Annotated in this window: 26 protein-coding genes; 4 read left to right on the top strand and 22 right to left on the bottom strand. The window is 32.9% G+C overall.

Translation table 11 applies throughout. The features are described 5' to 3' along the window. Positions 1 to 50: 50 nt before the first annotated feature. The 12 genes from JK636_RS09525 to JK636_RS09580 form a co-directional block, all read right to left on the bottom strand. On the bottom strand, positions 51 to 209 hold the full coding sequence (locus JK636_RS09525) for a hypothetical protein (protein ID WP_202748588.1): 159 nt from the start codon (positions 207 to 209) through the stop codon (positions 51 to 53). A gap of 2 nt (positions 210 to 211) precedes the next feature. Continuing rightward, entirely contained in the window at positions 212 to 1,498 is a 1,287-nt protein-coding gene (locus JK636_RS09530) for a Ger(x)C family spore germination protein (protein ID WP_202748589.1), read from the bottom strand. Beyond that, complete coding sequence (locus JK636_RS09535; protein WP_202748590.1) at positions 1,495 to 2,589, bottom strand: GerAB/ArcD/ProY family transporter; 1,095 nt, start codon at positions 2,587 to 2,589, stop codon at positions 1,495 to 1,497. The genes JK636_RS09530 and JK636_RS09535 overlap by 4 nt, the downstream gene beginning before the upstream one ends. A 14-nt stretch (positions 2,590 to 2,603) precedes the next feature. Beyond that, positions 2,604 to 4,166: a spore germination protein gene (locus JK636_RS09540; RefSeq protein ID WP_202748591.1), complete on the bottom strand. Its 1,563-nt coding sequence runs from the start codon at positions 4,164 to 4,166 to the stop codon at positions 2,604 to 2,606. 81 nt (positions 4,167 to 4,247) lie between these two features. Then, the gene (locus JK636_RS09545; RefSeq protein WP_202748592.1) at positions 4,248 to 4,982 is read right to left on the bottom strand and encodes an MBL fold metallo-hydrolase; all 735 of its coding nucleotides are present in this window, start codon (positions 4,980 to 4,982) and stop codon (positions 4,248 to 4,250) included. 26 nt (positions 4,983 to 5,008) lie between these two features. Next, positions 5,009 to 5,581 carry a BadF/BadG/BcrA/BcrD ATPase family protein gene (locus tag JK636_RS09550; RefSeq protein ID WP_202748593.1) on the bottom strand — a complete coding sequence of 191 codons (573 nt, stop codon included), beginning with the start codon at positions 5,579 to 5,581 and terminating at the stop codon, positions 5,009 to 5,011. A 136-nt stretch (positions 5,582 to 5,717) separates the two neighbouring features. Then, the gene (locus JK636_RS09555) at positions 5,718 to 6,803 is read right to left on the bottom strand and encodes a DUF871 domain-containing protein (RefSeq protein WP_202748594.1); all 1,086 of its coding nucleotides are present in this window, start codon (positions 6,801 to 6,803) and stop codon (positions 5,718 to 5,720) included. A gap of 20 nt (positions 6,804 to 6,823) precedes the next feature. Further along, entirely contained in the window at positions 6,824 to 9,502 is a 2,679-nt protein-coding gene (locus tag JK636_RS09560) for a sigma-54-dependent transcriptional regulator (protein WP_202748595.1), read from the bottom strand. Positions 9,503 to 9,520: 18 nt separating this feature from the next. Next, on the bottom strand, positions 9,521 to 9,826 hold the full coding sequence (locus JK636_RS09565; protein ID WP_202748596.1) for a hypothetical protein: 306 nt from the start codon (positions 9,824 to 9,826) through the stop codon (positions 9,521 to 9,523). Positions 9,827 to 9,841: 15 nt separating this feature from the next. Continuing rightward, the gene (locus tag JK636_RS09570; protein ID WP_202748806.1) at positions 9,842 to 10,147 is read right to left on the bottom strand and encodes a PTS sugar transporter subunit IIA; all 306 of its coding nucleotides are present in this window, start codon (positions 10,145 to 10,147) and stop codon (positions 9,842 to 9,844) included. A 118-nt stretch (positions 10,148 to 10,265) separates the two neighbouring features. After that, entirely contained in the window at positions 10,266 to 11,573 is a 1,308-nt protein-coding gene (locus tag JK636_RS09575) for a PTS sugar transporter subunit IIC (RefSeq protein WP_202748597.1), read from the bottom strand. A gap of 23 nt (positions 11,574 to 11,596) precedes the next feature. Next, the gene (locus tag JK636_RS09580; RefSeq protein WP_202748598.1) at positions 11,597 to 11,905 is read right to left on the bottom strand and encodes a PTS sugar transporter subunit IIB; all 309 of its coding nucleotides are present in this window, start codon (positions 11,903 to 11,905) and stop codon (positions 11,597 to 11,599) included. Positions 11,906 to 12,158: 253 nt separating this feature from the next. On the opposite strand from JK636_RS09580, the gene JK636_RS09585 reads away from it, so the two are divergent. Continuing rightward, on the top strand, positions 12,159 to 12,797 hold the full coding sequence (locus tag JK636_RS09585; RefSeq protein ID WP_202748599.1) for an MBL fold metallo-hydrolase: 639 nt from the start codon (positions 12,159 to 12,161) through the stop codon (positions 12,795 to 12,797). 23 nt (positions 12,798 to 12,820) lie between these two features. On the opposite strand, the gene JK636_RS09590 is transcribed toward JK636_RS09585, so the two are convergent. Both JK636_RS09590 and JK636_RS09595 read right to left on the bottom strand, forming a co-directional pair. Beyond that, positions 12,821 to 13,180, bottom strand: a complete 360-nt coding sequence (locus JK636_RS09590) for an ArsR/SmtB family transcription factor (protein ID WP_202748600.1) — start codon at positions 13,178 to 13,180, stop codon at positions 12,821 to 12,823. An 89-nt stretch (positions 13,181 to 13,269) separates the two neighbouring features. Next, the gene (locus JK636_RS09595; RefSeq protein ID WP_202748601.1) at positions 13,270 to 15,489 is read right to left on the bottom strand and encodes a Mur ligase family protein; all 2,220 of its coding nucleotides are present in this window, start codon (positions 15,487 to 15,489) and stop codon (positions 13,270 to 13,272) included. Between the two features lie 219 nt (positions 15,490 to 15,708). On the opposite strand from JK636_RS09595, the gene JK636_RS09600 reads away from it, so the two are divergent. Beyond that, positions 15,709 to 16,701 carry a lipoate--protein ligase gene (locus tag JK636_RS09600; RefSeq protein ID WP_202748602.1) on the top strand — a complete coding sequence of 331 codons (993 nt, stop codon included), beginning with the start codon at positions 15,709 to 15,711 and terminating at the stop codon, positions 16,699 to 16,701. Positions 16,702 to 16,752: 51 nt separating this feature from the next. Here JK636_RS09600 and JK636_RS09605 read toward each other — a convergent pair whose 3' ends face one another. Together JK636_RS09605 and JK636_RS09610 are read right to left on the bottom strand one after the other, a co-directional pair. After that, complete coding sequence (locus JK636_RS09605) at positions 16,753 to 17,382, bottom strand: NUDIX hydrolase (RefSeq protein WP_202748603.1); 630 nt, start codon at positions 17,380 to 17,382, stop codon at positions 16,753 to 16,755. Next, a complete protein-coding gene (locus JK636_RS09610) occupies positions 17,363 to 17,704 on the bottom strand; it encodes a hypothetical protein (protein WP_202748604.1) in 342 nt (113 codons plus the stop codon). The genes JK636_RS09605 and JK636_RS09610 overlap by 20 nt, the downstream gene beginning before the upstream one ends. A 173-nt stretch (positions 17,705 to 17,877) precedes the next feature. Here JK636_RS09610 and JK636_RS09615 point away from each other — a divergent pair, with 173 nt between their 5' ends. Next, positions 17,878 to 18,423: a glutathione peroxidase gene (locus JK636_RS09615; RefSeq protein ID WP_202748605.1), complete on the top strand. Its 546-nt coding sequence runs from the start codon at positions 17,878 to 17,880 to the stop codon at positions 18,421 to 18,423. Between the two features lie 25 nt (positions 18,424 to 18,448). Then, the gene (locus tag JK636_RS09620; RefSeq protein WP_202748606.1) at positions 18,449 to 18,886 is read left to right on the top strand and encodes a MarR family winged helix-turn-helix transcriptional regulator; all 438 of its coding nucleotides are present in this window, start codon (positions 18,449 to 18,451) and stop codon (positions 18,884 to 18,886) included. A gap of 42 nt (positions 18,887 to 18,928) precedes the next feature. On the opposite strand, the gene lpdA is transcribed toward JK636_RS09620, so the two are convergent. The 6 genes from lpdA to nrdG all read right to left on the bottom strand — a co-directional run bounded on the left by lpdA (position 18,929) and on the right by nrdG (position 25,792). Continuing rightward, complete coding sequence (lpdA, locus tag JK636_RS09625) at positions 18,929 to 20,311, bottom strand: dihydrolipoyl dehydrogenase (RefSeq protein ID WP_202748607.1); 1,383 nt, start codon at positions 20,309 to 20,311, stop codon at positions 18,929 to 18,931. 14 nt (positions 20,312 to 20,325) lie between these two features. Continuing rightward, positions 20,326 to 21,618, bottom strand: coding sequence for a dihydrolipoamide acetyltransferase family protein (locus tag JK636_RS09630; protein WP_202748608.1), 1,293 nt, complete (start codon positions 21,616 to 21,618; stop codon positions 20,326 to 20,328). A 264-nt stretch (positions 21,619 to 21,882) separates the two neighbouring features. Beyond that, on the bottom strand, positions 21,883 to 22,860 hold the full coding sequence (locus JK636_RS09635) for an alpha-ketoacid dehydrogenase subunit beta (protein WP_202748609.1): 978 nt from the start codon (positions 22,858 to 22,860) through the stop codon (positions 21,883 to 21,885). A 1-nt stretch (position 22,861) separates the two neighbouring features. Continuing rightward, the gene (gene pdhA / locus JK636_RS09640; RefSeq protein WP_202748610.1) at positions 22,862 to 23,947 is read right to left on the bottom strand and encodes a pyruvate dehydrogenase (acetyl-transferring) E1 component subunit alpha; all 1,086 of its coding nucleotides are present in this window, start codon (positions 23,945 to 23,947) and stop codon (positions 22,862 to 22,864) included. A gap of 182 nt (positions 23,948 to 24,129) precedes the next feature. After that, the gene (locus tag JK636_RS09645; protein ID WP_202748611.1) at positions 24,130 to 25,035 is read right to left on the bottom strand and encodes a C40 family peptidase; all 906 of its coding nucleotides are present in this window, start codon (positions 25,033 to 25,035) and stop codon (positions 24,130 to 24,132) included. Positions 25,036 to 25,270: 235 nt separating this feature from the next. Next, the gene (nrdG, locus tag JK636_RS09650; RefSeq protein WP_202748612.1) at positions 25,271 to 25,792 is read right to left on the bottom strand and encodes an anaerobic ribonucleoside-triphosphate reductase activating protein; all 522 of its coding nucleotides are present in this window, start codon (positions 25,790 to 25,792) and stop codon (positions 25,271 to 25,273) included. Positions 25,793 to 25,818: the final 26 nt, after the last annotated feature.

Below are 25,818 nucleotides of genomic sequence, written 5' to 3' on the forward strand. Positions count from 1 at the left end.
ACTTAATAAAAAAATATGTAAATATATAAATATTTATATATTTAATTTTGTTATTTAAACATTATCACAATAGGAAGTACTATTAAACTTATAGACATAACTATTATAACTACACTAGCAAATATATTTTTCTCCTTCCAAACCTCTTTTGAATATTTAAATGTAACTATTGCAATATAGATATATATAAGCAGTGTTATCCACTTCATTTCTATTCTTTCCTTTCCAAAGGACTTATTCCCTCGTCACTGCCCTTTTGCATAGGATTAGACGGAGGTGAGAGCTGCTTTCCAAAGCTTCTTATATTTATTTCATACTTTATATTTACTTTTGCTTCCGGGTAATGTTTCATCCAATTATACTTTCGAAATTCACCATATGTAAAAAATTTTTTTCTGGCTACCAAATCCCACTGAAACGGATCACCAATGAATTCCTTTTGTGTTTTATCAATAAGTTTTAGAGAAACTTTAGATAAGTATTTTTCTAGATAATCCTTAAGATATTTCTGTTTTTCCATATCTTCTGCATAGTCAACAAAACTAGGTATCCCCAAAATATCCACAGTAAGAGGAATATAAGCATCAATTACAGGTTCTTCGCCTTCTAAATTCATCTTTATCTTTGTTCTATTTTCTCTTATTATACGGGCATCAATTCTATATTTATTATCCATAGGATCGAGAAATGTTACCAGCATTGCTTTTGTCTCTGGCTCTTCTCTCAACATAGACACCAGTCTCATCTCATTTCCGTCCAACTTGCCAATCATCTTACCTTCTTTAAAAACTGCAGCTCCTATCATCTCAGCCGGACTTCCACCGCTTTTCTCAATTTGTCCGGGCATATAAGCTCCTTCATCAGCACCTTTTTTGGTTGGGAATTCTCTTGTTGTTGCATATATAGCCAAAAATAAACTTCCATGTGTTTCAGTTCTCTGCATAAATCTATTTAAATTTGCAAATGGAGGAACAAAGCCAGTCTCCTTCCATCTTCTTGATGTAAATTCGTAAAACTTCTGCATCCTATCCTCTAAAAGAGGATTATTTTTTTTGATGAATTCTTCTGCTGGTTCTCTAGAGACAATTATAGTCATGATTCTTCGCATTTCTTTATCTCTAAGAGAGGCTTCAATATATCTAAAAAATGATTCATCTCTAGCGAATTCTTCTCCTACTATAACAACTTTTGCATGTGCTAATGAAATTCTTCTGGTTACTGATATTGTAATAAGATCTCTTGCACTCAATACACTTGGCGCTTCAAGCGTCATTACCTCTGATTTTATTTCTCCTGCTCCTCCTCCAGATCTTCCTGAACCAATTGTTTTAGGGTTAGTTATTTGAAAGGTTACTCTTACATTTCTTTCTGCTCCTTTATCTATACCTATAGCAGCTACATATCCTTCATCTTCTAGTTCCACCTTATCCCAGCATCCGGTAAGTATTGAACACATAAATATTACTACTAAGTTTAAGCACAACCTTTTAAATTTCATAGCTTGTAATCCCCTTTCCGCTGAGATAAGAATAATAAAGCACACGGAACTATGTAAAAAAGAATCCAGTCTAAGTTTATTATTGTTTTTCTTGCTATGTTAATATTTTCAATGTAGTTTTCTGGAATCATAGATAACATTAAAATAATAGCCGAAACTGCACTTATCATTTGTTTTTTTTCACTTAGCTTAAGTGTATAGCTTATTAGGGCGGCATCAGTATAAAGATACATACCGAACCTTATAACAGAAGCTATTATCCAAAACAGAAGAAAAAAAGCCTCAAGATTACTTACAAACCTTCCTCCATATATGAGCCTTGCAACTGTATGAAATGGAGTTGAGTTAATTACAACAGGTGGATAATCCATAACCATTATATATATAGCACTTAAAAGGCTTATTGAAATTACTGCATATAGCAATGCAATATAGCTTGAATTCTTAAAACACTTATAGTTTTTCACCTGTGGAAAAATAACTGAAAATACTATCACCTCTGAAAATATGCCACTATATAGTACTCCGCCCTTTAAGATTTGTTTTACTCCCGCTCCTCCGATTGGATAAATATAATCAACTTTTATAAGGTTATATACTAAAATAACAAATGCTATTGTAATTACAATTATCCACGGTAAAGCCATCCACGCAGTCCTGCCTATTGCTCTAACCCCTAGTCTTGCGATAATATAACAGCTTGCTGTCATAGTAGCTGCAAGCACAAATATCGGTGTTCGTCTAAAGTAGATTGTAGATAAAATATCAACATAATTTCTTATGTTAGTAGCTGAAACCAATGTAACTGAAATAAAAAATAACATCCCTAAAACTGCTCCGATATATTTACCTGTCAGGTGATATATGATCTCAATTAAATTTTTATTTTTATACCTTTCCAGAACAGCTAATAGACAAGAAAGAGATAAAAACACTATAACCGATGAAATAATAGGAATCATCCATCCAGCATTATCGCCTTGTTTATATAAAAGTGTTGGAGTGCTATCCGTAGCTTTTATTCCAATACATATTATCAGCACGGCTGTATATTCTTTTATACCAAGCTTATCACCATCTCTTATATCCATAAATTTCATCTCCTTTACGATTTTTTGTCTCTAACCTCCTGTTTAGGCTTAATATTGAGCGGCCTGAGCCATTGTTTCCAAACCGGAGGTCTTACAACTAAATCTTTTGATGAATTATAATTAGGCGCAAATGGTGACATAAAATAAACCCCAAAGGATTGAACAGAGGAAAGGTATGCTATACAAATTGTAAATAAGGCTGCTATGGCATAAAACCCCATGGATACGCCAGCTATTAAGAACAAAAATCTTCCGATCCTAATCATAAAGCTAAGGCTCATCTCCGGGATGGCAAAAGAGGCTAATCCAGTTATTGCAACTATTATAACAAGAATAGGGCTTACAATATTTGCCTCAACAGCTGCCTGACCAAGTATTAGAGCTCCAACTATACCTATGGTTGGTCCAATAGGTGTTGGAATTCTTACCCCAGCCTCTCTTAGAAGTTCAAAGGATATTTCCATAATTAAAACCTCTATAAAAGCTGGGAAAGGAAGCTTCTCTCTGCTTGCGGCAATAGCTAAAACCAAGTCTGTGGGAATCATATCTACATGATAACTGGTTACTGCGATAAATAATCCCGGTGCAAGAAGGGCTATGAAACAACATAAGATTCTTATAATTCTTATAAAATTTCCATATGTCCACCTCTGATACTGATCCTCTGGATTTTGGAAAAGAGACCAGAAGGTCACAGGAGCTATTAATGCTTCAGGTGAGCCATCCATCAGTACTGCAACATGCCCTTCTGATAAAAATGCCGCAACTCTGTCAGGCCTTTCTGTAGATAATACAGTAGGTACAAGTGAGTAGGGTCTATCTTCAATATATTGTTCAAGAATAGATAGAGACTGAATTTTATCAGCTTGTATATTTTGCATTCGGCTTTTCACAGTTTTAACCAAATCATCGTTAGCCAAATCAGCTATATACATAAAAATGACTATATTGCTACCTTTCCCACCCAAATCAATGGTTTCAGTTACGAGTTTTTCATCCCTTACATATTTTCGAATAAGTGCACGATTAGTTAGTTCTGATTCTATAAAAGCTTCCTTTGGTCCTTTTAATGTATTCTCGGAGGTTGTTTTTTGGATAGGCCTGTGCTCATAACCTACCGTAGCCAATATAATCGCTTCTTTCAATCCTTGAATAATCAATATAGAATTCCCATTGACTATTTCTTTTGTTACTTGTTTAAAGCTATCAGTTTTATAAGCATTTTTTCCTGTAATAATTTTTGATATAAGCGATGAAGCTATATCACTAACTTCACTTACCCCTATATTATCCTCTAGTAAAGGCTTTATGATTTGATTCTCTATAGTGTTTACATCCACCATACCCTGAAGAAAAATCAGAACTGCTTGCCTTTTAATTGATTTTATATAGATTTGTCGAATTACAAAATCATGATTTATTGGATAACAAAATACCTTTTTTAAAAATGAGACATTCTCCTTTAAATCAAAAGTTAAAGTCTCTTCATTAGGTCTTAAGTCGCTTATTATTTCTTCGTTACTAGCTGAATTCTTATTTTCACCTTGATTATTATGTGCAGCTTGAGTGCCTGGCATCAACGTTCACCTCTCTCACAAAAGCTTTATATAGTAGTTTCTGCAAGATACAAAAAAATAAACCAGCCAAAATTTGGCTGGTTAAATTTCATATTGCTTAAATTCTTCTGAAAGCTCAATATTATTAAATTCACCTTCAGCATCTTTTTTATAATTTTCTTTTGGCTCATCATAGTAGAAATGAGTTAGTAATAGCTTTTTAGCATTAGCTTTTCTTGCTATATCGCAGGCCTCTTTAACAGATAAATGAGGCGGCTTGCTTTTAGATCTTATATTTTCAGTAGCATTAGCTTCACATAAAAATAAATCTGAATTCTCAGCTAGCTTAATTATATTTTCGGTATAAGTTGTATCTGCACTATAGGCAAAAATCTTTCCGTCTTTCTCTATTCTCATACCATAACATTCCACAGGATGTACGGTTTTATAAAAAGTAAACTTAAGTCCTTTAATATCTAATTGTATTCCTTCTGATATAGTATTAAGATTAAAAGCTCCATGAAAATCCAGTTCCTTATAATAATTTTCCGGAGTTTCAGGCAAATAAACTTCAAGAGGTTTAGCCATACTCCTTAACATAAGCTTAATTTGCATTTCGTATCTTAGAACATACATATCTGAGCTGTGATCGCTGTGAAGGTGTGAAAGCACTATAGCATCCAAATCCTCAATTCTTAAGTATCTTTGAAGCCTTGAAATAACACCGCTGCCGCAGTCTATTAGTATATTTGTATTATCATCTTGAAGTAAAAAGCCTGAACAGGCTCCATCTTTGCCTGGAAAAGGCCCATAATTTCCAAGTACCGTTAGCTTCATATGTTTGCCTCCTTTCAAAGGTTAACTTATTCCTTTGTTACCATAATTTTATGAGTAAAAACTTCTATGTTATCGTATCTATTATATATTTTATCACAAAGCGGGTTTGTAATATACTCATCAAAACAAACTATACTTCCTGTTAAGCACAAACTATATTTTTTATCATACATATTTAATCTTCTTATTAATATATCAGCCATATTAAAAAGCTTATCTGCGGCAGAATTTATAATGTTCAAACTTATTCTATCCCCTTGTCTTGCACATTTTAAAACTTCTTTACTTAAGGATTGTATTTTTTTGTCATTCAGGGTTTTATAATATAAAATGTATTTAAGCTCGTTTAAATTTTTCACTTTCAATTTATCTTTTATTGCTTCAGTAAGCTGAGTCCTTCCTCCCAGCATTTCATATTCAGAAATAGCAGCTTTTATAGCACTTAATCCTATATAATATTCACTGCCATCTTCAATCAACCTTGATCCCCATCCTCCAATTGTAAGCCTTTCTCCTTCGCTATTCACTCCTACTGCATAAGAAAATCTATCACACATAAGTAGAATGCCAGAGTTTTTATCTAAGTAATAGTAAAACATGTCCTCCATTTTCTCATACACCGCCCGCATATTTAGTTATACATACTAAATACATATGACAGCAGCAAATGTTACATTACAAATATCAAGTAAAAAATAAGAACGGCTAACACTTATTGTTAACCGTCCTAACTTTTTATTTCTCCACTAGTCCAAACTTCTGCCAAGCTTCTATATAATCTAAAAGGAATAATTCTTCCTCTACAATATGCCCTACTACATTAGTTTTTCCTGAGTTCTCCATGTCCTTTAATGCTAATTGAAGCTCTCCTGCATAATGTCCGTAAAGTGAAGTGTCAATCAGTATATCTCCTCTTTTAATGTGAGGTGTGTTAAAAGGTACAAATTCATGACCTTTATATTTAACTCTGCTTTGAGTTGAGCGAATTAAGTATTCAGATACATCACCTCTATTGAAATGAAGCTCTTCTATAACTATTTTCTTTTCCACCTCTGGTATGCTTTCTTCAAGAACAACATCAAAGGTTAATTTTTCTTTATTTATCTTGCTTAAAGCTTTGAGCTCTTTCTCTGAGGCAAAGGCATTAGCTATTATAACATCATCTATTATCCCTGTTGCAAATAAATGTTTAGTCTGTGCTGTAACAGGCATTTCTCTGTGCATTTCAAGTGTGCATAGCCCTTCTCTTACAGGCCAAGGCCCGAAGGTTGCATCATTTGAAGATACAAAAGCAGCTGTTCTTATGCCAAACTGCTTAAACTGTTTGCTGCAGTACATAAAATGCTCATAGCTTAAACCAGAATATCTATGTGGATAAAAGTTATGACAGCCTAAAAGTTTTTCAGTATTTGGCTTGTAGCTCATTATATTTTCTAGATATCTTGTTCCATTGCTCATGTTGATTTCTATACTTAAACCATAAGGATTAAAGGTCATAAGTGATTCCTCTGAACCTGTATATCCTAAATCCAATCTTATTCCATAAGCTCCAAGGTCATTAAAAAAGGATAAATCGCTATAACTTATTTTAAGATCTCCAAAAACCCTTGGACTTACATCAGCTATTACCTGCATCCCTAATTTATTAGCTTCAGCTATTACTTCCTTAAATTCATTTACAATCTTTTCTTTATCCCCTTCTACTGACAAAAGGCAGGTAAAAACTCTGGTAAAGCCATACTTTGCAGCCATCCTTAAATATGCTATATTGTCTTCCATAGATGCGTGGCCTGGATATACTGATATTCCCAACTGTCTCATATTTTTTTACTTCCTTTCAATTACAAATTAATAAGTATCTCTACTATATTTGCTAAATCATCCTCGCTAAAACTTATATTAAGCTTTTCTTCCAGGTTGTTAAGTGATTCCTGTAAATATTTAAATATATCTTGATGCCTTGATAATATAATAGTTAAATTTTTACAAGCACTTGTCTCTTCTTTATTCATAAGCTTTTGAATTAAGCATCCCATATGCATCAATAGACCTTGCAGTTTTTCACTGTCTATGTGAATTTCAAAGACATATTTTATAGTTGAAATAATTTCTACTAAACTGTTAATTATAAAGTCATGCTGCTTAAGTTCTAAGTAATCTTTATAAACAATTTTTATGTTTTGTATAAGCATTTCATCTTTTATATTTTCTTCAAAATTTTCGCCCATAAAATCCTTGAAGAATTTATCCATAGATATATAATCTATACCTTCAATATTTAAATTAAAGGCACTTATTATGGCTACTATTTTTGAATTTTTTCTTATATCATCAACAGCTTTTTTAAATTCCTGCTCATCTTTAATACTTAAATTTATTACCTCATATTTTTCTTTATCAAACTTGCTGTATATAATTTCCTTTATTCTCTGTGCTGTACCTTCTCCAGTTGAGCAAGCTGTTATAATAACATCTTTTTTAGATTTTATATTTTCCTCTAAAAAACTTCCTAAAAATCTGCTTTCCAAATCTACTGATTTTACAATCTCATCAAGGCTTGTATTCATTAGAGCCTTTCTTGTAGCTTCAATAACAGTAGCAGTGGTGGCCATATCAACTGCCCTGACTTCTATCCCTGTATTATTTTTTATTATTTTATCAAAGAATTTAAGCGAACCCATGTCAACTAAAAGTATTACTCCCATACCTTCATTTCTTTCCTTAACAAGTTCTTCAATCTTTTCAAGAGCTGTGTCAGGTTTCATGGAAAGAGGCATATCAAAGCCTAAAGCATGATTTGTGTTTAGAAGCTGATTTGTCACCTCTGCCATTGAGGAAGCAGTGCTGTTTCCGTGCATTGCTACTATAACTCCTACTCTTCCATTTACTTCTTCCACATCTGCAGCAAAAAACATAGTTATAAAACCTATTTCATCCATCGGCACAGCTGCATCATACTTCTCTTCAAGCTTTTCTGCCAAAATCATAGCTAATTTAAATTCTTCAGAATATTTTTTCCTTATTTCATCTATTTTAGGATTTTCAATAATTCTATTCTCTCTTATTCTGCCTAAAAAAGTATCTATATGAATTAATAATCCTAAAAAAGTATTTTTCGTTATTTTTCTTTTGAGCCTATATTCTGCCAAATACATAAAACTATTTAGAAAGTTATATAAATCATTATTAACTATTCTTTTTATGTCATCTTCTCTTTGATGATTATCAATACTTAAAAGATAATTATTTATAAAACTTTCAACTTCATTAGATATTTTATTTTTAATTGTTTCTTCGTCTAAACCTCTATTTTTTAAGTTTTCTGTCCGCGTCTCTATAAATTCATATATATTTTCAGATACGCTGTACTTATCCTCTACTCCATCATCAGTAATTTCTTCATTTTCTCTTATATTAAGCTTTAAATTATTTCCTTTTATCTTTTTAGATAATAAAAGTCCAGCCCTAACTTCATTAGAAAAATCCTCGAGCTTAATTTTTACTATTTCATCTTTGAACATACTTCTTAGAAAGGCTTTAGCACTTGCAATTTGAATAGTACTTTTTAATTCACCAATGTTATTTGGACATTCGTAATTTAATAGTGCTGTTAAAGCATCCTCATGAACTTCTATTTTCTTGCCAATCCTTTTTGATTCCTCTTGAAAAAAAGCCTTTATTAAGTTTAGTCTTTCATCGCTTGTTCTTTCGCGAAGACTTGGAAGAGAAATATTAACCGGTATTCTTCGAGTAAAAGTCTTTAATAAAGAAGAGTCTATGTTTTCTGTAGTAGCGCATATTATCATAACGTTTATGCTTGTTTCCTTAGTGCTTCCGAGTTGTATAAACTTTCCTTCATCAATAAGAGTAAACAGCATCTCCTGGCCTTCAGGCGGAAGTCTGTGAACTTCGTCTAAAAACAAAATGCCGTCTCTAGCTTTTTCAATAATTCCTTCCCTATCCTCATTAGCTCCTGTATAAGCACCTTTTTTAACACCAAATAGGTGGGACACTAAAAGCTGAGGATTATTTGCATAGTCTGCACAGTTAAAAATAGCAAATCTGCCGCTGTCTCTAATTATATTAACCTCTAAGGCATATTTAAACATACACTTTGCAAAGTATGATTTTCCTACACCTGTTTCCCCTACTATAAGAGTATGAAGACCCCTTGGCGGATATACTATAGCAGCCTTAGCTAATGCTATGGGGTGTTTTAAGCTTAGATCTTTCCCAATAATATTATTAAAAATTGAAGGCTTTTCCGGAGATATATTTATATTTTCGCTGACTTTTTCTTCCCTTTTTATATCTTTGATAAAGTACAAAACAGGTCTGCCATCATTTTTATCTAATATACCTTCCTTATACAGCTTGCCAAACTCCCTAGCTACATTACTTCTATGCATATTAAGCTTAAGAGCAATATCCTCTGCGCTAAAGCCTTTTATTTTTCCTTCTTCTTTTAGCTGCCTTAAGCACAACTTTTTGAGTGTCTCATAGACTATTTCGTACCTCATAAATAATCACAACCTAAATTACTTTTTCTTTTTATAATCTGTATTACTATAATTAACTATACCTTTAATTTCATTTTTCTCAAGTTTTGTTCTAGTTATTTCAAAAAACATTATGCACATAACAGCAAATATAATGGAAAGTATATTCCAAACCGCAGCACTCATATTTTCAAATAATAACGATGGTATTATCAGTACAAATGGAGCAATACCAGCAATAATCCATCTGTTAAGCTTAAATTTTTTCATTAAGAATTTAGTTAATGCAACGGATGCTAAAAGCAATATTATTAAAAACATTATATATAAAATTTTTGAAAGCATCTACTTTCACCCTCTTTATTTAGAATGTATAATTTTTAGCATTTCTACCATCTGCTCAATAAGATTTTTTTCAGAAATTGCTGTCATTAATTGGTCCTGAGCATGTACCATAAGTAGTGACATTTTTAAATCTTCGCCATTTAATTCTGCTTGTATAAGCTTAGTTTGTGTGTTATGAGCTAAATCCAACTCTTCCTGAGCTTTTACTAAAAGCTCATCAGCTTTCTTCATTTCATTCTGTCTTGCTGCTTTCAATGCCTCGTAAGCAAAGCCTCTAGCATCCCCTCCATGTGATATTATTTCAAATATTTCTAGTTCCATATTCATTGTTAATTCCTCCATTATAGCATTTATCACATAATATTCAATTTTTAAATAGCACCGCGGCTTTAAATTATCCATCGGTGCTATTTTACTTTTAAAAAACTACAGCTCGTTACTAAGCAACTTCAACTTCTTGTTGTTCTTCTTTAATCATTTTCTTTTCATATGCTTTAAAGAATGGATAGTAAATAACTGTAACCACAGCGATATTAATACATACAAGAACTGCAGCTCTCCAGTCTCCGCCAGTTGCAAGCATTGCTCCTATTGGTGCTGGAAGTGTCCATGGAGCTATAATTGATACTTTAGCTACAAGTCCTGCTGCTGTTGCTGCATAAGCTATTATAGCTGAAACAACTGGTCCTAGGATAAATGGTATTGCTAATATTGGATTCATAACAAGTGGTGTACCAAATATTAAAGGTTCATTAATATTGAATATACCAGGAATTATAGAGAATCTTCCAACTCTCTTTAAGTATTCTGACTTAGAGAAACACATTAATAATGCAAGACTTAGTGTTGCTCCAGCTCCACCTATCCATATAAACCATTGGAAAAATGGTTCTGGTGCAATATTAGGAAGCGCTTGATGAGCGGATACGGCTGCAGTATTTGCATCAAGCAATACAAGCCATACAGGTCTTACTATAGAGCCAATAACAGACATTCCATGGATACCTGCTGACCAAAGTACAGTAATGAATATTACTGGTACTAAAACTCCACCAAGGCTATTACCTGCTACATTTACTAAAGGCTTGAATAAATTCATTATAGCTGTTTGAATGTCAAAATTTAACCAAACTCTTATAAACCAAACTACAGTAATAATAACAGCTGCTGGAATTAAAGCCTCAAAGGATCTTGAAACTGATTCTGGAACTTGTTCTGGCATTTTTAAAGTAACATTATATTTTTTTAGTAATCTTAAGGTTTCTACCGCAAATATCATAGTTATAATTGCTACAAACATACCTGCTCCGCCAAGGTTAGCCATTGGTAATACCCAACCCATTGGTGCTCCGCCTTTAACTCCTGCTTTTGTTGCAGCTGTGATGAAAGCATCAGCGTTTACTGGTATAGTTGCTAAAAGGAAAGCTGCTAGTGAAAGAACTCCACCGCTCACCCCGTCTAACTTATAGGATTTAGCCAAGCTATACCCCATACCATAAGCTGCATAAAGCGACATTAGTCCCATTGTTAATCTGTATGGAACCATTATCTTTCCAACATTTGGTGCTATTGCATCTGCCCAAGCCTTAACTGGAGGCTGTGCAATAATTAAAAAGAATGAACCTACAATAATTAATGATAGCGTTGAGATAACTCCATCTCTTATAGCTCTTAAGTGTCTTTGCTCGGATAGTTTTGCCATAGGCGGCATGAATTTTTCTTCTATCCATTTTAGAAACATTTCCATAAAAGAACCCTCCCGTTTATTTTTTATTTTGCATATTTTTTTATTTGTTCCAATACCTTTGGAGCTCCTATTGGAGTATATCCCATCGGTACTATAAGTTCTACTGGAACCTTTGCTGCATTAGCCTGCTCTGTAAATACAGCTAATCTGTGTTTAACTTGTGGAGCAACTATAGCTAAGTCATATCCTCCTGCCTTAAGCTCGTCCTCAAACTCCCCGGTACCTACTGCTTTTATTTCTAGTGGAAAACCTTTCTTATCTGCCTCTTGCTTTATAGCTTTAACTACTATAGAGCTGGACATTCCACCGGAGCATACCATTAAAACTTTCATATATGATTCCTCCTATCTTAAATTTTTTCTTACACAATAATTCTAAGCAAATATCATGCCAACATTTAAAACCATTGAAATTTAAATGGTTTACATTAGTGTGTCATCGAAAATATTATTTGATACACTATTTTATTTATATACTTGATACTATTTTGATACACTATTTTGAAGGTTAATAAGTTATGATATATAATTTTGGGGTATAATATAATAGAATACCAAAATTCCAATCCACAAAGGAGTGTAACATATGGAAATAACATGGCTTGGACATTCATCTTTTTTATTTAAAGACAGCAAGGGCAGAACTCTTCTTACTGACCCTTTTGATGACACAGTAGGTTATAATATATTTCAAGGTCATGCAGATGTAGTAACAGTAAGCCACCATCATTTTGATCATGACTATATCGAAAAAATAACTGGAGATCCTAAAGTTATTGATAAGGTTGGTTTTTTTAATGTTTGCGATATAGACATCAAAGGAATTCCTTCCTATCATGACAATGTTCAGGGAGCTAAAAGAGGAGAAAATGTTATTTATGTATTCAAAATGGATGACTTCAGAATTTGTCATCTTGGAGATTTAGGACACGTGCTTTCACTTCACGATGCAGATCAAATTGGAGAGATTGATGTGCTGCTAATTCCAGTTGGCGGGAACTATACAATCGATGGAAAAGAAGCAACAGCTGTTTGTAAGCTATTAAATCCTAAAGTAGTTATTCCTATGCATTTTAAAACTTCTGCTGTAAATATTCCAATAGAGGGAGCAGAAACTTTTCTACTCCATATGAAAAATGGTGAGAAGATTCATGGAAATACCTTAAAACTTGAAGGTAAACTTGAAGGTAATAATACTGTTAAAATTTTAGATTTTAAAGCATAAATAGAGGAGAGTATCACTCTCCTCTATTTATGCTCTACATGTGAAAGTCCCGCATTAAAAATACTTCCAACATGCTCGTCATCTAATGAATAATATACAACCTTGCCTTCTTTTCTAAACTTAACAAGTCTCGCAGCCTTTAAAACCCTAAGTTGATGTGATATTGACGATTGACTCATATTGAGAACCTCAGCTATATCACAAACGCAAAGTTCTTTTTTTAATAATGCATATATTATTTTTATCCTCGTATAATCACCAAAAACCTTAAAAAGTTCAGAAACATCAGTAAAAACTTCATCCTTAAGCATGCTTTCTTTAACACAATTTACGCAATCATTATGTATTTCTTCACATTTACAGACTTCTATATTGTTTTCCATACTACACCTCAAAGTGCCTTTTAAAAATATTATATTACTAACAAGTTCTAAACGCAACTTTTCTATAGACAAACAACTTCAACTATAGTTTAATGTGAAAAATCCAGGTCCTTCGCGATACTCATTTGACCCAGCTTTTCCAGATAGCCGTTTATAGTTGGTATAATAACATCTAAGCATTGAGTAAACAAGACGACGACTTCTCCTTCAACAGCTCTTTCCATAGCATGAACTAAAGCTTCTTCTTCCTTATATATTATTTCTATTTCCTTTTCATCAAAGCCTTCTTCAATAATTCCCTGTTTAATAAGAGCGGCGCTTTCTCCCTGATTTCTTCCTCTAAGGTCCTCTTGTTCTCTAATTATTATATGATTACAAAACCTGGCTGAAACAGTTCCGAGTTCTTTTATATACTTATCCATTCTGTCTCCAGGAGCAGCAATAATTGCAGTAAGTCTTGAAGGCTTTAAAGATTTAGCTATGCTTAATACTTCATTGAAGGCTTCTGAATTATGTCCGTAATCCAATATCAGTTTAAAACCTTCTAGTTCAATTATATTTTGTCTTCCCGGATTAAAATAAAGATCACATTTCAACTCTTTTAATATGTCTCCCAGCTTATTCATTTCATTAAAAACAGTTGAAACTGAAGCAATAGCAGCCATTATATTCAGAGTATTTCCTTTTGAGAAACCGCAATATGTAAATGGTATATCCTTTATGTCTAAAATTCTTTTTTCAACATTATTAATATTATGAACTATATATTCATCTTCAACATAAAAAGCCTCACCTTGATTATTTATATGCTCTTTAATCATTTCATTTTTTTCAATATTATATAGACAAACATTTTTTCTTTGACTTATATATGGTAATAATTCTTTTTGTGCTTTTACTACAATCTTTCCGGAATCATCGAGTTCGTCAAGTATAATAGTCTTAATATCCATTAAATCTTTTATATCTTTTATACCATCCATGCCAATATGGTCTTCAGATATAGAAGTTATAACTGCTGCCTTTGCTCTTTCATAGCCAAGACCGTTTCTATAAATTCCACCTCGTGCAGTCTCCATTACAGCTGCCTCTACATTTCTATCTGTTAAAACCTCCCTAGCACTTAAAAAGCCAGTGGTATCACCATTCCTTACTTTTTGACCATCAATAAATATTCCTCCAGTAGAAGTTAAAGCAGACTTATATCCTATTTTATTCAATATGAAGCTTATTACTCTGGAAGTCGTAGTTTTTCCATTTGTTCCTGTAACTGAAAATATTGGAATTACACCGACTCCATCATTTATCATGCACTCAATAAAGCTGTTTATAATTTTATCCTTAACTTCCTTAATTTCTTCGCCAACATCAAAAACACTTCCTAAATCCGCAACCTTAAGCTCTGTATCTTCTATTATATCTATATACATAAATTCTATAGCAATGCTTTTATATACTATTTTACAAAATGCTTTAAGCTTATTTATTGTTTCTACTATTTCAAGCATTTCCAAGGTTCTGTCACTGATTTCAATAACTTTATATCCATTTTCCTTTTTAAGAATCAGTAAAACCTCGCCTTTATAGCAGATTATTCTATAACTTACTGTTCCACTGTATACAAAAGCTCGAGTATACATCTTCATCATATTATCTAGTACTCTGTTTAGTTCTTCTTTATCACTAATGGTTATCTTTATATCAGAAGTTTTATCTATATTTCTTAAGTTTATAGGATACTTAAAATCCTCTATTTCTTTTATTTCTTCAATACTGTAAAGAACTTTTCCTTCTACCTTAGGGATATGAGAATACCTTAAAAATTGCCATAACGTTTTTCGATTTCTCGAAACTTCAACTTTAACCATATTTTCATAGCTTTGAAAATTTCGGCCTATAATTATTGAATTCTTACAATATCCAATTTGAAACAAATCTTCATTTATTTCTATTACAGGAATATTTTTTTCCCTAAACGCTTTTACAGTATCATATAAAAATCCCTTTTTAACAAGATTATCAGCTTTGTCTGTTATTTTCTCAGCATTATCCATATCATAAGAAATATTGCTTAGCAAGTATTTTGATACCTCTTCTTGACTATATGTAACCCATACATTATATACATTATTTTTGATTTCTATATCAATTAACTTCTCTTTGAAGCCTAATAAAAAAGAAAGTCTAAAATAAGACTTTAAATATCTGTTAATCTGCCTATCATGACTATTTTCAATTGTAATCCGAATTATCCTTTTTCTTCTTTTAATATTATTTCCTTCATATACTTTAATAGATGTTATTTTCATATATGTCACATCCTTTTCTTACAAAGCTATGGATAGTAACCCAAAAAATACATTGAAATTTTCGCATATGGTTAGTATTCCAAATTCCCAATGATATATTTATATAAATATAAAATAAAGTATATATAATGAAGTAAAGTTCTTGTATTAAATATTGACAAGTAAACGGTTTAAGTGTAAATTTTAATTAATAACAACTATTAATTAGGAGATTTTATTATGATTAGTATAAAAAATGAATGTACAGATCCTCATTTTAATCTTGCATTAGAAGAATATGCTGTTAAGTTTTTAAACTTAGAAGAAGATTACATTATATTGTGGCAAAATGAACCTTCTGTTATTATTGGAAGAAATCAAAATACTATTGAAGAAATAAACCCAAAATTTATAAATGAAAATAATATAAATGTAGTAAGGCGATTATCTGGTGGCGGTGCAGTTTATCATGACTTTGGAAATTTAAATTTTACTTTTATAGTAAAAAACAATAAAGACGTTGTAAGCAATTTCCGCAAGTTTACCGATCCAATAATAAAAGCACTTAGAAACTTTGGAGTGCTTGCAGAGTTTTCTGGAAGAAATGATATAACCATTGACGGCAAAAAATTTTCGGGGAATGCCCAATACTATTTTGGTGAAAGGCTTTTACATCATGGAACAATACTTTTCAACTCTGATCTTACAGTAGTCCAGGACGCTCTAAATGTAAAGCCTGAAAAAATAGAATCTAAAGGTGTTAAATCCGTTAAAAGTCGAGTTACAAATATCTATCCTTATATGCAAAATAAAATATCTATTGAAGAGTTTAAAGATACTTTACTCAAGTTCTTAATTGAAGATGAAAACTATAAGGAAAAGGAATATGTATTAACTGATAAAGATTTAGCATCAATTAGAGAACTTATGAGAAAAAGATATTCTCTTTGGGAATGGAACTATGGAGAATCACCTGAATTTGAAATTGAAAAAAACAAAAGATTTGCTGGCGGCAAATTAGATTTAAGGTTCAATGTTAAAGATGGCAAAATAAGCAGTATTAAAATTTCAGGTGATTTCTTTGGTAAGAAAGAAGTTACTGATTTAGAAAATTTACTTGTACACCATGAGTATAAAGAATCCTCTATTAAAGAACTGCTAAAGTCTATAGATTTCGAAAACTATTTTGCTGCAATAAGTATAGATGATTTTATAGAATGTATGTTTTATTAAAAATAAGACTGCCATAATTAGGCAGCCTTATTTTTATAATTTTCTATAATACTATACAGTTTGTAAAAGCTCTTTTGCATACTTAAACACCTTATCATAATAGCTAAAATCATGAGGAACAAAATCCTTTATTAAAGCTTTTATACAGCTCTTTTCTTTATCTCCGGACTCATTAATTTTAAATCCGTTCAAATTGACAAAATCAAGTTCCTTGTTAAAAAGTTTTACTATATCATTTAAATTTGCCTTGTAAAGCCCTGTAACCTCTTCCTGCTGCAAATTAAATTTTTCAAGCGGAGCACTGCAGAAGTATAAAAATACATTTGCAAATTCATTATCAATAAAATCAAGCTCGGCTTTTTGCTCTTTTATAATATCAATAGGAATTAGTTCTTGAAACTTTACATCTAAGCCAAGTTCTTCTTTAATTTCTCTACATGCATCTTCAACTGTTTCACCAGCACTTAAATGGCCAGCAGCTGTTATATCAAAAAGATTCGGATAAGTGTCTTTATCAAATTGTCTCTTTTGAAATAGAATATATTCTTCTCCATTATCTCTGCCAATAAACCAGCACTGAAAAGATTTATGCCAGAACCCTTTTTTATGAACCTCGCTTCTTAGTTTTGTTCCTATGTTTTTCATGTCTGCATCATAGATATCAAAGTACTCTTGACTCATTCTTGTTCTCCTTATATATTCTTCCTCTACCAACTATTTCTTGAAATTCCTCAAATTCTTCATAATCAATATTAGCGCCAATCAGACTGTCAATATCTTCATCAATAGTAAACCCATCTAAATTTATAGTCTCAATCTTATTATTTTCGTTAATACATGTAGCAGTAGTATAAAATATGCATTCATCACTATCATAAATTACTTGTACATTAATTATCTTAAAGATTGCTTTTCTAATGCTTTGCATCTCTTCTTCAGCATCTTCAGTTGATATTTTGTAATCATCCTCATCATCATCCCTACCAAACAAATTCTTAAACATTTTTACCTCCATATATATCGTATTAGTTTAATTATAAGTTACATTTTTCCAAATATCTAGGAATAAAATTAAAAATGTATTGACATGATAATATAGAAATGATAATATTAAATCACAAATTAAATTGCACGAGATTGAATTTTATAAAATTAAAATATAGGAGGAATATTATTATGAGTATTTATGATTTTAAAGTGAAAACTATCGACGGAGAGGAAATATCATTAGAAGAGTATAAAGGAAAGGTTTTATTGATAGCAAATACAGCAAGCAAATGTGGTTTTACTCCACAATATAAAGATCTTCAAAAACTTTATGAACAATATAATTCACAGGGCTTTGAAATTTTAGGTTTCCCTTCAAATCAGTTTGCTGAGCAGGAACCAGGCAGCAACAATGAAGTTAAAACCTTCTGTGAAATAAACTATGGAGTAAAGTTCCCTATGTTTGAAAAGATAGAGGTTAGAGGAGAAAATGCTCATCCACTATTTAAATATTTAACTGAAAAGGCTCCTTTTAAAGGTTTTGATTTAGAAGATGCTACTGGAAAGTTCCTTCATACTCATCTTGTAAACAACTTCCCTGATTATTTAGTTGGAGACTCAATCAAATGGAATTTTACAAAATTCTTAATAAATAAAGAAGGTAACGTGGTAGCGAGATTTGAATCTCCAGTAGAGCCAATGGATATCGCACCAGAAGTTGAAAAACTACTTTAAAAAATATTTCCTAGGAAGTGAACTAATGGACGAAGAAATGCTTAAACTTGATAATCAGCTCTGTTTTTCACTATATGCCTGTTCCAAAGAAGTAACAAGAATATATAAGCCTTTTTTAGATGAACTTGGCATCACATATACACAGTATATAACGCTGCTTGTGCTTTGGGAAAAGGATAATATAACAGTAAAAGAGCTTGGTGATAGATTATATCTTGACTCAGGTACTCTTACTCCACTTCTTAAGAAGCTTGAAAACGCAGATATAGTTAAAAGAACAAGAGATACTAAAGATGAGCGAAATGTTTATGTTGAACTTACCGAAAAAGGCAGAGATATGAAAATAACTGCTTTAAATATACCACAAAAAATTTTCTGCTGCACCGGCTTAACCTCTGAAGAAGTAGTTAGTTTAAGAGAAAAGCTAAAAGAACTGCTTCTTCATTTAAGACAGCAGGAATAAAAATTAATCCTCTCAGAAAGATTACTGAGAGGATTAATTTTATTATTTCTTAAATATGTGAATCGGCTTTCCAATAGCTCCATGAGCAGCTTCCATAACCACTTCCGAAAGAGTTGGATGAGGATGTACTGCCTTTGCTAAATCATAAACTGTGCCTTCAAGCTCAAGTGTAGTTACTGCTTCTGCAATCATATCCGTAGCATGAGAAGCTATTATATGAACTCCCAGTACCTCTCCATACTGCTCATCAGCAACAATTTTTACAAAACCATCAGTTTCTCCCTCTGCCATAGCCTTACCATTAGCTGTCATAGGAAATGTACTTGTTATTACTTTGTGCCCTCTTTCTCTTGCCTCTTCTTCCGAAAGTCCTACCACACCAACTTCCGGGAAGGTATATATGCAGGAGGGTACTTTATCATAATTAATTTTTTCTTCTTTACCCATTATATTTTCTACTGCTGCTATTCCCTCTGCAGAAGCTACATGGGCAAGCATATACTTTCCATTAACATCTCCAATTGCATAAATACCTTCAATATTTGTCCTTAGTTTTTCATCAGTCACAATACCTTTTTTATCAAGCTTTAAATTCAACTTTTCAATACCTTTAAGATTTGGAGTTCTTCCAATGCTGATTAGTATTTTATCTCCTTCATATATCTTTTTTTCCCCGTTAACCTTGCATATTACTTTATTGTTTTCATATTTCTCAATATCTACACCATATACAATATTTATCCCTTTGCTCCTTAGTATTTTTTCCATTGCTTCTCTTACATCCTTGTCAAGAGAACGTAATATTTGAGATCTTTGAAGTATAGTAACTTTACTTCCAAGGGCATTATAAAGAGCAGCGAACTCTACACCAACTACTCCTCCGCCGATAACTATAAAGTTTTCCGGTATTTTGTCCATAGTCAGTGCTTCAGTACTAGTAATAGCATAACCTTTTTCGAAAGCTTCTTTTAGTCCTTTGGTATTTGGAATAAAAGTTGATGAACCAGTGGCTATTATTAAATTTTTAGTTTTTAAGGTTTCACCGTTAACTAATAATGTGTTTTTGTCTAAAGCTTCTCCATAGCCATTATAAACCTCTACTCCATTTTGCTTTAAAAGAACTTTAACTCCTCCCGTAAGCTTGTTTACAATAGAATCTTTTCTTTTCATAAGATTGTCTAAATTAATATTTATAGAGCTTCTATCAAGAATATCTATACCAAACTTTTCTGAGTGCATTATATCCTCATAAACCTTAGCACTTTTAAGTAAGGTTTTTGTAGGAATACAGCCCACATTTAAGCAAACCCCACCTACATTTTCTTTCTCAATAAGAGCTGTTTTAGCTCCCAGCTGAGCAGCCTTAATGGCTGCCACATATCCCCCGGGACCTCCTCCAAGTACAACAATATCATATTCTTTCATCATGCTTCCCCCCTCTAACTCATAAGAAGAAGCATAGGTGATTCTAAATATTCTCTTAATCTATTCAAGAATCTTCCCGCATCTCCGCCGTCAATTATTCTGTGATCTATGCAAAGACTTATATTCATTATACTTCTTATAACTATCTCATCTTTTTCATTTACTACAGGCTTCTTTCCTATTTTACCTATGCCTAATATTGCTGCCTCTGGATATCTGATTACAGGTATTCCTGTACTGGACCCAAGAGCACCATAATTAGTTATAGTAAAGCTTCCATTTTGGAGCTTTTCTAATGCAATATTTCTATTTCTAGCACCTTCACTTAAGCTTTGAATCTCTCTAGCAATATCAAGTATACCTTTCTTGTCGGCATCCTTTATAACAGGAACTAGAAGTCCGTCAGGAGTATCTACTGCAATTCCTATATTATAGTATTTCTTAATTAATACCTCTTCCTTTTCAGCATCATAACTTGAATTAAATACAGGGAAATCTTTTAATGTGAGAGTTATAGCCTTAATTATAAATGGCATATAGGTTAAATGAACTCCCTTTTCTTCCGCCATCTCCTTAACACTCTTTCTAAACTCTACCAGCTTAGTAACATCTATTTCATCCATAACTGCTGCATGAGGTATTATTGTTTTTGAAAGCACCATATTTTTAGCAATAGTTTTTCTCAATGTAGATAGTGGCTGTCTTTCAATTTCCCCGCTTACCTTTAGCTCTGGTATCTCTAGCGCAGGTCGGTTGATTACTTCTTGTTTTGTCTCAGACTTCATCTCAGATTTAGGAAGCTCCATTTGTTCTTTAGCTTTATATATGTCTTCTTTCATTACTCTTCCTACAGGACCAGTTCCCTTTATTTCATTTATATCAATTCCTAAGTCTTTAGCTAATTTTCTGGACACAGGAGTAGCTAAAACCTTTTGTTTTGAAGAAGCTCCATTTTTATAACTTTCAAGACTAGATTCTATAACCTCGGAAGAAACCTCAATAGCACCAACAACTCCAGCATTTTCTTCCTCTTTTTCATTAATAGGCTTAACCTCAGCTTTACCTGAACCATCTCCAGTATCAATCTTAACTATAACATTACCTACATATATTACGTCTCCTTCTTTAGCCATTACCTCGGAAATAATACCTTCGCCTGGAGATGGAATTTCTGCATTAACCTTATCAGTCTCAACTAAGAATAATGTATCCCCTTCTTTTACCTTATCTCCTGGCTTTATCATCCATTTTAAAAGTTTTCCTTCTGTTATTCCTTCACCTATATCCGGAAATTTAAATTCTAACATAATACTCTTCCTCCTTTCACTCGGAACACTGGGTAGTCTATCTCACTCGCTCCCGCTCGCAGACCACCCGTTAAAGTCCATTTAGGACTTTAACCTCCTTTCACTCGGAACACTGGGTAGTCTATCTCACTCGCTCCCGCTCGCAGACCACCCGTTAAAGTCCATTTAGGACTTTAACCTCCTTTCACTCGGAACACTGGGTAGTCTATCTCACTCGCTCCCGCTCGCAGACCACCCGTTAAAGTCCATTTAGGACTTTAACCTTTAGAATCTTGCTACTTTTCTAATGCCATCAGCTATTCTCTTTGAATCTAAGAGATAATGATGTTCTCCTCTTGGAAGAGGAACAGTTATATCAAAGCCAGCAAGTCTTGTTGGAGGTGTCTCCAGATTTAAAAAGGCTCCTTCGTTTACTATGGATATAAGCTCTGCTCCTGGACCATAGGTCTTACATGCCTCATGAACAACCACAAATCGTCCTGTCTTTTTGACTGATTCAATAATTGTATCCTTATCTATAGGTGATATGGTTCTTAAGTCTATGAGTTCAACACTAATTCCTTCTTCTTCAAGCTGTTTAACTGCTTTTTCTGTCTCTCTTAAATAAGCGCCCCAGGCAACTACTGTTATGTCATTTCCAGGCTTAACAACCTTTGCTTTTCCAATTGGAATTACATAGTCCTCCTCTGGAACCTCCTGTTTAAAGGCTCTATATATTTTTGTAGGTTCTAGGAATAACACAGGATCCTCATCTCTAATTGCTGCAAGCAAAAGTCCTTTTGCATCGTAAGGAGTTGATGGCACAACAACTTTAAGTCCAGGAATGTGTCCAAACAAGGTTTCTAAATTTTCGGAGTGATGTTCTAATGCTCTTATACCTCCCCCATGAGGCATTCTTATAACCATTGGAAGGTTAAATCTTCCTCTAGTTCTGTTCCTCATACGAGCTACATGAGAAACAATTTGATCATAACCCGGGAAAACAAAACCTGAAAACTGTATTTCAGCAATTGGTTTTAATCCATTTATCGCCATGCCAACAGCTGTTCCAATAATAGCTGCTTCAGCAAGCGGTGTATCAAAACATCTATCCTTACCATGTTTTTTTTGAAGGTCTACAGTTGCTCTGAAGACTCCTCCTTCAACTCCTACGTCTTCACCAAAAACAACAACGCTTTTATCTCTAGCCATCTCCTGATCTAAAGCTTGATTAATTGCTCCTATTACATTTAAAAGTGCCATGCTAGTTTCCTCCTTTCTCTAAGTATGCCTTATATTCTTCATACTGCTCAACAAGATGCTTGGGCATTTCTGCATAGTGATATTTAAATATGTCTAATGGTTCAGTATTACCAGAAGCCTCAACCTTTTTAAATACCTCCAAGGCATACTTTTCATATTCTTCTATTTGTTCTATATCTTTTTCTTCACTCCATAGTCCTTTATCAATTAGATATTTTTTCAATCGCTTCAACGGATCCTTTCCCTTCCATTCTTCAACTTCACTATCTTCTCTATATCTTGTAGGATCATCCGATGTAGTATGGGCACCTAATCTATAAGTCAGCGCCTCAATAAGAGTTGCTCCTCCTCCATTTCTTGCTCTGTCTACTGCTTCCTTTGTAGCTGCATACATAGCCAACAAATCATTTCCATCTACTTGTATTCCAGGAATACCATAGGCTACTGCCTTTTGGGCGATAGTTTTTGATTTAGTTTGAATATTTCTTGAAACTGAAATAGCGTATTGATTATTTTGTACTATGAATACTACCGGTGCATTAAATACACCTGCAAAATTTAGAGCCTCATGAAAATCTCCCTCAGAAGTTCCACCGTCACCTATATAAGCTATAGTAACTTCATCTTCTCCTTTTATATTGGAAGCCATAGCTATTCCAACAGCATGATTAAACTGAGTTGCTATTGGTACAGCTATAGGGAGCATCTTAACATTTTCAGGCAGATTGCTTCCCATTTCATTCCCAAACCAATATAAATAGACTTTTTCTAAAGACATACCTTTTGTGAGCCATGCCCCTAAGTCTCTAAAAGCTGGTACTAGCCAATCTTTTTCTTCAATGGCAGCAGCTGAACCAACCTGAGCAGCTTCCTGCCCTGTGTTTGGTGCATAAGTAAGCATTCTTCCCTGCCTTTGTAGTTGTAGTGCTTTATTATCTGCACATCTTGTCAACAGCATTGTTTTATACATACCTATTAATTTCTCATTATCAATTTCTGGAACTAAACTTTCATCTAAAACGTTTCCATTTTTGTCTAAAATTCTAAACATCTTTCCTTCAAGCGGATTATATTTTTCAGGTAACATTTGTTAATCCTCCTTCTATTTTTCCGACCATTATTAATAATATTTTCCATTAACTAAAATATAACTCAATTGCAATGTAAATTCAATATCCTTTGATAATTATTATTAAATAATTTTTATTAATAAATTAACGTAAAAAAATAGAAAGGAAAGCTATTAATAAGCATCCCTTTCTACTTTAACTAAATTATTCTTCTTGCTGTAATATATCGGCTTTCCCAAAATGCTGTAGTTATGTCTGTTATTTTCACTACATCACCTGTTTTAGGACTGTGAATCATTTTGCCGTTGCCTAAGTAAATGCCTACATGAGAAATCCTCCCATCACCTGCAAGCGAATAAAATACTAGATCTCCTGGCTCTAAATTTTGCCTTGATACTGCAACTCCTTGTTTAGCCTGCTCATAGGAAACTCGATTCAAATTAATCCCTGCACTTTTAAAAACATACTGTGTAAATCCAGAGCAATCAAATCCCCCGTCCTGTAGTGAACTTCCTCCCCAGACATAAGGTGTGCCAAGTAAGGACTTAGATAAAGAAAGAATCTTATCAATTCTCTGCTGCCTTGTACTGACGTTTACATCTAATTTTAAATAATTTTTGCTTACCCATCCGGTTCTCCCATCTGAAAGTCTTATTTGATACCAGTTGCCAGATTCCCCTATGACCTTTACTCTGTTTCCATGCCAAAGTAAATGCATTATGGAATATGAAGTTGATGGACCCTTTCTAACATTTAATCTAGAGGCTGTTACTGTTCCAGTAGCATCTAGTCTGTTTGATTCAAAAGAGGCTGGTGCAGCCTGAACTTGATTTGTAGTCGGTGTTTCTGCATGTACTTTAGCATGACCTGCAAAAGGTATAGTTCCAATAACTAAGGCTCCAAGCATCAATTTGATTGAATTAATCCTAATATTTGAAAACTTATCCTCGACCAGCTTATTAACTTCACCATTTAATGTAAGAATATTTTTTTTAACATCATCAATTATCTCACTTGAAAATTCGGCTTTTTCACTATTTAAATAAATTATAAGGTTATATCCGTTTCTATCTTTTACTATTTTATATCCCTTGTACCAATTCATAAAATTCAGCCTCCCCAAGTTAAAACAAATATACACAATGCAAAAGTTCTAATCCCTTCATGATGTAAGAACTTTATTGCATTCAATATAGATGAAACTTATTTCTTCTTTTATAGAGTTGCCAAATGTAAAGTAAAAAATCCCATGTTAATTAAGGTTTCATAATAAAAAAAGAAGATAACAAGATATCTTCCTATCTTCTTATCTTCTTATCTTCTTATCTTCTTAATAAACTTTATTTATTAACGTCTAAAGCAACAGCTTTCATTACTTCTAAACTTCCCTGCACATCAATTATTCTTTGATTAGAGGAACCTCTGAATCTCAGACTGCTGTCTTTTTTGGCTTCTTCAAATTTACCATCAACTAAAATATCCACATAACTTAGCAATTCATTCCATCCCTGTCTATGATATTGATGCTCTAATATATACTCAAAAGTATAACCTGTATAACACCACACATTAAGGCCGAATTTTTTAACTTCCTTTGCAATATATGCGAACTTATCAGCTTGCTCCCAAGGTTCGCCTCCTGAAAAAGTTACTCCTTTTAATAATGGATTATTACGTATATCTTCTATTATTTTATCCATATTTAAAAGTTCCCCATCAGTATAAGAATGAGTATGAGGACTAAAGCAGCCCTTGCAATTATGAGGACAACCTTGTGCAAACAACACTCTTCTTATTCCTATCCCATTTACCAAACTTTCCGGCAATATTGCAGCCAATCTAATTGTATTATCTTCTTTCATAATTGCTCACCATTATTAAAAGTTAT

The sequence above is a fragment of the Clostridium rhizosphaerae genome, assembly GCF_016765585.1.
GTDB classification, from domain to species: domain Bacteria; phylum Bacillota; class Clostridia; order Clostridiales; family Clostridiaceae; genus Clostridium_AT; species Clostridium_AT rhizosphaerae.